The 7,746-nt window shown below is 65.7% G+C and carries 7 protein-coding genes; 1 reads left to right on the plus strand and 6 read right to left on the minus strand.

Annotated elements, in window-relative coordinates; all coding sequences use genetic code 11:
* Window positions 1–12 precede the first annotated feature (12 nt).
* Window positions 13–726 (minus strand): arylesterase, encoded by a 714-nt coding sequence (locus FFS21_RS09025; protein WP_137924478.1) that lies wholly within the window; start codon window positions 724–726, stop codon window positions 13–15.
* On the opposite strand from FFS21_RS09025, the gene FFS21_RS09030 reads away from it, so the two are divergent.
* Window positions 713–1,411 (plus strand): ABC transporter ATP-binding protein, encoded by a 699-nt coding sequence (locus tag FFS21_RS09030; protein WP_137924479.1) that lies wholly within the window; start codon window positions 713–715, stop codon window positions 1,409–1,411. The two genes, FFS21_RS09025 and FFS21_RS09030, sit on opposite strands and share 14 nt — an antisense overlap.
* Window positions 1,412–1,427: 16 nt before the next feature.
* On the opposite strand, the gene pgi is transcribed toward FFS21_RS09030, so the two are convergent.
* The 5 genes from pgi to FFS21_RS09055 all read right to left on the minus strand — a co-directional run.
* Window positions 1,428–3,056: a glucose-6-phosphate isomerase gene (gene pgi / locus FFS21_RS09035; RefSeq protein ID WP_137924480.1), complete on the minus strand. Its 1,629-nt coding sequence runs from the start codon at window positions 3,054–3,056 to the stop codon at window positions 1,428–1,430.
* Window positions 3,057–3,270: 214 nt separating this feature from the next.
* A complete protein-coding gene (locus FFS21_RS09040) occupies window positions 3,271–4,209 on the minus strand; it encodes a DMT family transporter (RefSeq protein ID WP_137924481.1) in 939 nt (312 codons plus the stop codon).
* Window positions 4,206–5,825, minus strand: coding sequence for an NAD(P)H-hydrate dehydratase (locus FFS21_RS09045; RefSeq protein WP_137924482.1), 1,620 nt, complete (start codon window positions 5,823–5,825; stop codon window positions 4,206–4,208). The genes FFS21_RS09040 and FFS21_RS09045 overlap by 4 nt, the downstream gene beginning before the upstream one ends.
* A 92-nt stretch (window positions 5,826–5,917) precedes the next feature.
* On the minus strand, window positions 5,918–7,228 hold the full coding sequence (locus FFS21_RS09050) for a TRAP transporter large permease (protein WP_137924483.1): 1,311 nt from the start codon (window positions 7,226–7,228) through the stop codon (window positions 5,918–5,920).
* The coding region (locus FFS21_RS09055) for a TRAP transporter small permease (protein WP_137924484.1) at window positions 7,228–7,746 on the minus strand (519 nt) is incomplete at its 5' end. The genes FFS21_RS09050 and FFS21_RS09055, both read right to left, overlap by 1 nt.

The following is a 7,746-nucleotide window of genomic DNA, read 5'->3' on the forward strand; positions in this document are numbered from 1 at the left end:
AATGTCGTGCGTTCAGCGTGCCTTGCCGGGTGCATTGAGTAACGGTTGCAGTGCCGGCCATACGTTATCCAGCAACGTAGCCTGGGCTGCCGAGGTGGGGTGGATCCGATCGTCCTGAAACCAGTCGGCGCGCGTGATGACCTTGTCGAGGAAGAACGGCACCAACTGCGTGCCGAGTTCCTTGGCCAGCTTTGTGTACAGCGCGAAGAAGCGTTCGGTGTAGTCTTGCCCGTAGTTCGGCGGAATACGCATACCTACGAGTACGACCTTGGCGCCGGTCTTCTTGGCGTCGCTGACGATGCCGCGCAGGTTGGTCTCGGTCGATTGCAGCGAGAGACCGCGCAGGGCATCGTTGGCACCGAGTTCCACGATGACCACGGCGGGCTTGTGGCGCTTGAGCAGGTCAGGCAGGCGCGTCTTGCCGCCCACCGTGGTCTCGCCACTGATGCTTGCATTGACGACGCTATAATCGAACCGCTCGCGGCGCAGGCGTTCCTGCAGCAGGTTGACCCATCCGGTGCCACGTGCAATGCCGTACTCGGCCGAGAGGCTGTCGCCCAGGACGAGCACGGCGGGTGCCGACGCCTGGTTCGATGTTTGGGCGATTGCCGGCAACGTCAGCGAACCGAACGCGGCGAGCGTGGTCGCAATACAAGCCGCCACCAATCGTCGGCGTGCCCCATTTCCAATTCCGTTTCCAATCTTCTCGCGCATGTCCTCTTCCATTCTTGCTGTCGAGTCACTCGGAAAGACCGTAGCCGACACGACGGGTTCGCTGACGATTTTGCACGACGTCTCGTTTTCCGTCACGGCTGGCGAAACGCTTGCCATTGTCGGTGCATCGGGTTCCGGCAAGTCCACGCTGCTGGGCCTGCTCGCCGGGCTCGATCTCCCGAGCAATGGGGCGGTGCGCCTGCACGGGCAGGATCTGTTCCAGCTCGACGAAGACCAGCGCGCCGCGCTGCGGGGACGCCATGTCGGTTTCGTGTTCCAGTCGTTCCAGCTGGTCGGCCACCTGACCGCGCTGGAGAACGTGATGCTGCCCCTTGAGTTGCGCGGCGAGACGGATCGCGTCCGCGAGCGTGCCACGGAGATGCTGGAGCGCGTGGGACTCGGCAAGCGGCTGACGCATTATCCGCGCACGCTGTCGGGCGGCGAGCAGCAGCGCGTGGCGCTGGCCCGCGCATTCGTGGCCCGGCCCGACATCCTGTTTGCGGACGAGCCCACCGGGAGCCTCGATACGGCCACGGGCGAGGCCGTGATCGCGTTGATGTTCGAGCTGAACCGCGATGCCGGTTCCACGCTGGTGCTGGTCACGCATGACCGCTCCGTGGCGGCGCGTTGCGGTCGCATCCTGACCATCGACGCCGGCCGGGTGGCCAGCGACGAGTTGATGGGTACGGAAATCTGAATCGAAGGAAGGCGGATCAGCCGCGCGCCAGCACGTCACGGGCGCGGGCGATCAGCGAGGCGGTCGATGCATCGTGCACGGCCGTGCCCTTGCCGGTCAGTTCGGATTCGATGGGGCGGGCGAGAATCTTGCCAAGCTCCACGCCCCATTGGTCGAACGAGTTGATGTTCCAGACCACGCCCTGCACGAACGTGCGATGCTCGTAGAGCGCGATCAGCGCGCCCAGCACGTGCGGTGTCAGATCTTCCATCAGTAACGTATTGCTCGGGCGGTTGCCGTCGAACACCATGTGCGGGATACGGGCTTCGTCGTTGACGCCAGCCGCGCGCAGTTCCTCGGCGCTGCGGCCACGCATCAGCGCCTCCGCCTGTGCAAAGCAATTGGCCAGCAGCTTGGCATGATGCCCCGGCAATTCACGCGGGGGCACCAGCGGGGCCACGAAGTCCACGGGCACCACCTGCGAGCCTTGGTGAATCATCTGAAAGTAGGCATGCTGACCGTTGGTGCCGGCCGTGCCCCAGACCACAGGCGAGGTGTCCACGTGCACCGGATCGCCATTGAGTTGCACCGACTTGCCGTTGCTCTCCATCTCCAGTTGCTGCAGGAAGGCCGGAAAGAGTTCGAGCGACGTGGAATAGGGCGCCATGCAGCTCGTGGGCATGTCGAAGAAATTGCGATACCAGATGCCGAGCATCCCCAGCACCACGGGCATGTTGCGCGCGAGCGGGGCGGTGCGGAAATGGTCGTCCATGGCCCGGCCGCCGAGCAGCAGGTCTTCGAACGCGTCGAAGCCTACGGCCAAGGCGATCGACAAGCCTACCGACGACCACAGCGAGAAGCGTCCGCCGATCCAGTCCCAGAATTCGAACATGTTGTCCGGGTCGATGCCGAACTTGACCACCGCCTCGCGATTGGTCGAGACCGCTACGAAATGCCGTGCGAGCTGGTTCTCGGCCACGCCGTTCTGGAGGAACCACTCGCGCATGCTGCATGCGTTGGCCATGGTTTCCAGCGTGGTGAAGGTCTTGGAGCAGACGATCACCAGCGTGCGGGCCGGATCGAGACGTACCAGCGTCTCTGCCAGTTCGGTGCCATCGACGTTTGACACGAAGTGCATGCGGGGACCGCGTGGATCGGCCAGGTGGGCCAGCGCGCGGCATACCATGCGTGGGCCGAGGTCGGAGCCGCCAATACCGATGTTCACGATGTCCAGGATGGGCTGGCCGGTGAAGCCGGTCCAGGCGCCGGTGCGCACGCGGTCCGCGAAATCGCGCATGCGGCGCAGTACGTCGTGGATGCCCGGCATCACCGACTGACCATCGACCTTGAACGGCGCCTCGGGTAGCGCGCGTAGCGCCACGTGCAGCGCGGCGCGATCCTCGGTGGTGTTGATGTGTTCGCCCGCAAACATGGCGTCGCGGCGCTGGGTGACGCCCGCTTCTTCGGCCAGCTTCATCAGCAGTGCGAAGGTTTCGAACGTGATGCGGTTCTTGGAGTAGTCCAGGTAGAGCCCGGCGGCTTCCAGCGAAAAGTCCTCGACCCGGCGTGCGGCCTCGGCTTCGGCAAACCACTGCTGCATCGGCGTATGGCGGATGGCATCGAAGTGTTGGCGAAGGGTGGTCCAGGCGTGGAGTTCAGTCGGCATGCGTTCTTCTGGAAATCGGTGAGACGGCCCGGCTGCATTGTGCGGGGGCAGTGACAAGTATATTCGCGCAGATGTGATGTCAAAAGCCTGAAGTGGCTGCAAAAAGTAACGGCGCTTGCATCATCGGCAACCTTAACAGCCTGTAGCGCGACAACCTATCGGTCGTTGTCCGACGCCTGGCGCCCTATGTGCGCCATCGCACGCGCGGTACGCCTCAACGCCGCAACCGCGCGGCCACACGGCGCAGCAGCGGTTCGCCGCCCGCCACGCACAGGCCGCCTACGCAGATCACGGCGATGCCGAGCGCGGTGGTCCAGTCGGGCAGGTGCCCGAAAGCGAGGTAGCCGACGATGGTCGCGGAGAAGATCTGCAGGTACAGGAACGGGCTCAGGAACGAAGCATCGGCATACTGGAAGGCACGAATCACGAAGTAGTGGCCGAGGGAGCCGGTCAGTCCGGCCGACAGCAGCAGCGCGCACTGCATCAGCGTCGGCATGGCCTCGAACCAGAAGAAGGGCACGAGCAGGGTGGTCAGCGTGGCGCCGGTCACGCCGCTCTGGATCAGCGTTGTCATCGGTGCGTCATACGCGGCGATGCGGCGCGTGAGCATCTGCAGCAGCGCGAAGAGTAGCGCCGACAGCAACCCCAATCCCACCCCGAGCGAGTTGAGTTCGCCACCGGGACGCACTACCACGAGCATGCCGCCAAAGCCGATGATGACGCCGATCCAGCGCATCCAGCGAGCATGCACGCCGGGACGCTCGCCCAGCAGGCATGGCGACAGCGCTACCACGATCAGCGGTGCGCAGAAGTTCAGCGCCGTGGCGGTAGCCAACGGCATCAGCTTCAATACGCTGAAGAAAACGAGCGTCGAGGCCAGCATCAGCGCACCGCGCAGCCATTGCAGCCGGGGCACGGCGGGGCGCGATAGCTGCTGCCAGCGCGTGGGGCCGATCAGCAGGAAGATGGCCGCGACGTGGCCGAGATAGCGGACCCAGGCCACGGCCACCACGGGCAAGCCTTGCTGGGTCAGGGTCTTGCCCGTGGCGTCGAGCAGGCTCAGTATCCATTGACCGATCACGAGCAGACCGATGCCCGTGAGGAGTTGACGGCGCGAGCTATCGTCGCCGTCCAGTATGGCAAAACGACTCATGCCGGACGGCCTTCGAGCAATGCGTTGAGTGTGGCCCGGGCGGGCAGGTAGAGTTCGCTCGCCGTCATGCCAGCCGGCCCGGTGCCGGCGTCGACGAGCCGATCCGCCGCGCGGCCATGGATCCAGACGGCGGCTCGTGCGGCGGCGGCCGCGGGTACGCCTTGGGCGAGCAAGGCACCGATCATGCCCGCCAGCACGTCGCCCGTGCCGGCGGTGGACAGGCCGGCATTGCCAGTGGGATTGATGGCAGGTGGTGCGTCATCGGGAGTGGCGATAATCGTGCCGGACCCCTTGAGCACGATGGTCGCGTGCCACTGGGCTGCCAGCGCGTGTGCGGTGGCCAGGCGGTCGCGCTGGACCTCGGACACGCTGCTGCCCAGCAGGCGGGCGGCTTCGAGCGGGTGCGGGGTCAGGATGCAGTCGAGACCGCTGGCTCGCATCTGGTCGCGCAAGCCAGTGTCGGCCGCGAGCAGGTTCAATGCGTCGGCATCGAGCACGATCGGAATGGTGGGTTCCGCATTGGCGCACACATCGAACAGTTGCGACAGGTGTTTGCGGGCGGCGGTGCCGTTGCCCATGCCAGGGCCGGCGACGATGGCCGACATGCCGTCGAGCGCCAGTTCGGATAGCGCATGCAGCATCAGTTCCGGATGCACGGGGTCGATGGCCGGCGCGGGCTGCGCGAGGAATCCCACATGCACGCGTCCGGCCCCAAGATGGAGCGCCGCGCGGGCGCCGAGCAGGGGAGCGCCGGTCATGCCATGGCAGCCACCGATTACCGCCACGTTGCCGTAGCGCCCCTTGTTGCCGGCGTGATCGCGCCGGGGCAGGGCGCGCACGAAGCCGCCCGGCTGGTTGACCATGGCCACGGGCGCAGGGGAGGGCTGGCTGGCATCGAGACCGAGCGGTGCGATATCGATATCGCCTGCGCAATCGCGCCCATCGAGTGTCAGCAGTCCGGGCTTGGCGGCGAGGAAGGTCAGGGTGCGCTGTGCACGCACGGCGGGTTGGCCGGCGCCGGTATCCGCAAACAGTCCGCTCGGCACGTCGAGGGCGTACACAGGCAGGTGCGAGGTATTGAGATGCGCGATCCAGCGCGCCACGTTGCCGTCCGCGCTGCGGTTCAGGCCGATGCCGAGCAGGCCATCGACCACGGCGGCGCAGCCGGCCGGCCATGGCGGCAGGGCGGCGTCGGGATCGGGATGCATGGCGAGCAGCGGCACGCCGGCCGTGCGCGCGTCGAGCCAGGCGCGCGCGGCATCGGCGGGCAACTGGTCGGCCTCGGCGATCAGCCACGCTTCCACGAGCCGGCCGGCTTGGTGCAGGCGCGTGGCCGCCACCAGCGCGTCGCCGCCGTTGTTGCCACGTCCGGCCAGAAACAGGATGCGGCCCTCGGGTACGTGCTGGCTCACCCAGTCCGCCGCCGCTGTACCGGCACGCGACATCAGCGTGAACGGCGGCGTGGTGTCGAGTCCGGCCTGCTCGATCTGGCGGATCGCGGCCACGTCATAGAGCGGCGTGGGATTGGCGATGGCGGCAGCGTCGAGCGACCTCCATGCGGCGTCGGGGACCGGCGCGGAGGGTGACGCGGAGCAGGGTGGCGCGGCAGTGTTCATCGGGTGCTGTGCGGGGCGCGAGCGGATCTTCCACGATTCTGCCCCATCCGAAGCGCCGCGCCCACCCCGCCTCCGTGTTGCTTGCGTTGCCGCTACTTGAGTTCCTTCGCCATGACGAGGTCCGGCAGCCATGTCACCACGGTGGGCCAGATGGTGATGATCCCGATGGCAACCACCATCATCATGAAGAACGGCAGCGACACGCGGGCGATGTAGTTGCTGTCCTTCCCGGTCATGCTCTGCAGGACGAAGAGGTTGAAGCCCACGGGCGGTGTCACCTCTGCAATCTCCACCAGCAGCACGATGAAGATGCCGAACCACACCAGGTCGAAGCCCGCGGCCTGCACCATCGGGAGTACGGTTGCGGTGGTTAGCGCGATCATCGAGATGCCGTCGAGCGCCGTGCCCAGGATGATGTAGATGACGGTCAGCACCGCGATCAACGCCCAGGGCGAGAGATGCAGCGCCGCCACCCATTCGGCCAACGCACGCGGAATGCCGGTGAAGCTCATCGTAACGGACAGGAACGAGGTGGCGCCCAGCACGAACATGATCATCGCGGTCAGCCGGGTGGCCGACATCAGGCTCTCCCAGAACGCCTTGCGCGTGAGCGATCCGCCCGCCCAGGCCAGCCCGAGCGATGCCACCACGCCATACGCCGCCGCCTCGGTCGCCGTGGAGTAGCCGGTGATCATGATCCACGTGATGAACGCGATCAGGATGATGCAGGGCATCAGTTGCTTGATCGACGCCAGCCGCGCCCGCCAGCCGAAGGTTTCGGCCTTGGGTGTTTTCGACGGATTGGCCAGCGCCCAGACCACGATGTATCCCGAGAACAGCAGCATCAGCAGCAGTCCGGGCAGGAAGCCTGCCAGGAACACGCGGATGATCGACACATCGGCGGACACCGCATACACCACCATCGTGATAGACGGCGGTATCAGGATGCCCAGCGTGCCGGCGCACGAAAGGGACCCCAGCGTGATGCGCTCGTCGTAGCCGCGCCGCGTGAGTTCGGGCAGGGCGGACTTGGCGATGGTTGCGCAGGTAGCCGCCGATGACCCCGACACCGAGCCGAAGATGCCGCATCCCAGGATGTTCACGTGCATCAGCCGTCCCGGCAGCCAGTTCAACCACGGCGACAGGCCGTTGAACATCTGCTCGGAGAGCTTGGTGCGGAACAGAATCTCGCCCATCCACACGAACAGTGGCAGCGAGGCCAGCGTGTAGGACGCGCTCGACGACCACCAGGAGTTGGCAAGGTTGACCAGTGCGTCGTGATCCGAAAACACGACGAGTCCCACCCACGACGTGACCGCAATAGCCACCGGAATCCATGCGCCGATCGCGAGGAATACGATCATCACGAGCAGCAGGATCAATGCAACAAGTACGGTGCTCATCAGACCGTCTCCCCGAAATCGCCCGACGCCAGCTTGGCTTCCTGTGCCAATTGGTAGCGCGGCTTCTGGTGGCGCACCACGCGCAGCCATTCGTCGGCCACGGCCAGCAGGAAGCCGAGCGCGCCGACTACGGCGAAACTTTGCGGAATCCACAGCGGAATCACGATCTGGCCTTGCGAGACATCGCCGATGTCCCAGCTTTGCCACGCGAACGTGCCGAGCGCCCACGCGGCATAACCGGCGAACACGAGGCAGATGGAGAGCGAGAGGATTTCGAGCACCCATCGGCGCTTCGGACCTACGGCCTCAAGAAGCATTTCCACGCGGACGATGCCGCCGTGCTGGAAGGTCTGGCCAAGGACGAGGAAGGCCGATGCGGCGCAGAGCCAGGAGACGATGTCGTCGCCGCCCTTGAGCACGATTTGTGTCTCGCGCGAAATCGACATCGCGATCATGACGATGCAGACGGCCAGGATGCAGAGCGCGCCGAGCGCGGCAAACAAGTCAAGCAGGTGGTC

This window comes from Cupriavidus sp. 2SB (genome assembly GCF_005503625.1).
Lineage (GTDB): Bacteria > Pseudomonadota > Gammaproteobacteria > Burkholderiales > Burkholderiaceae > Cupriavidus.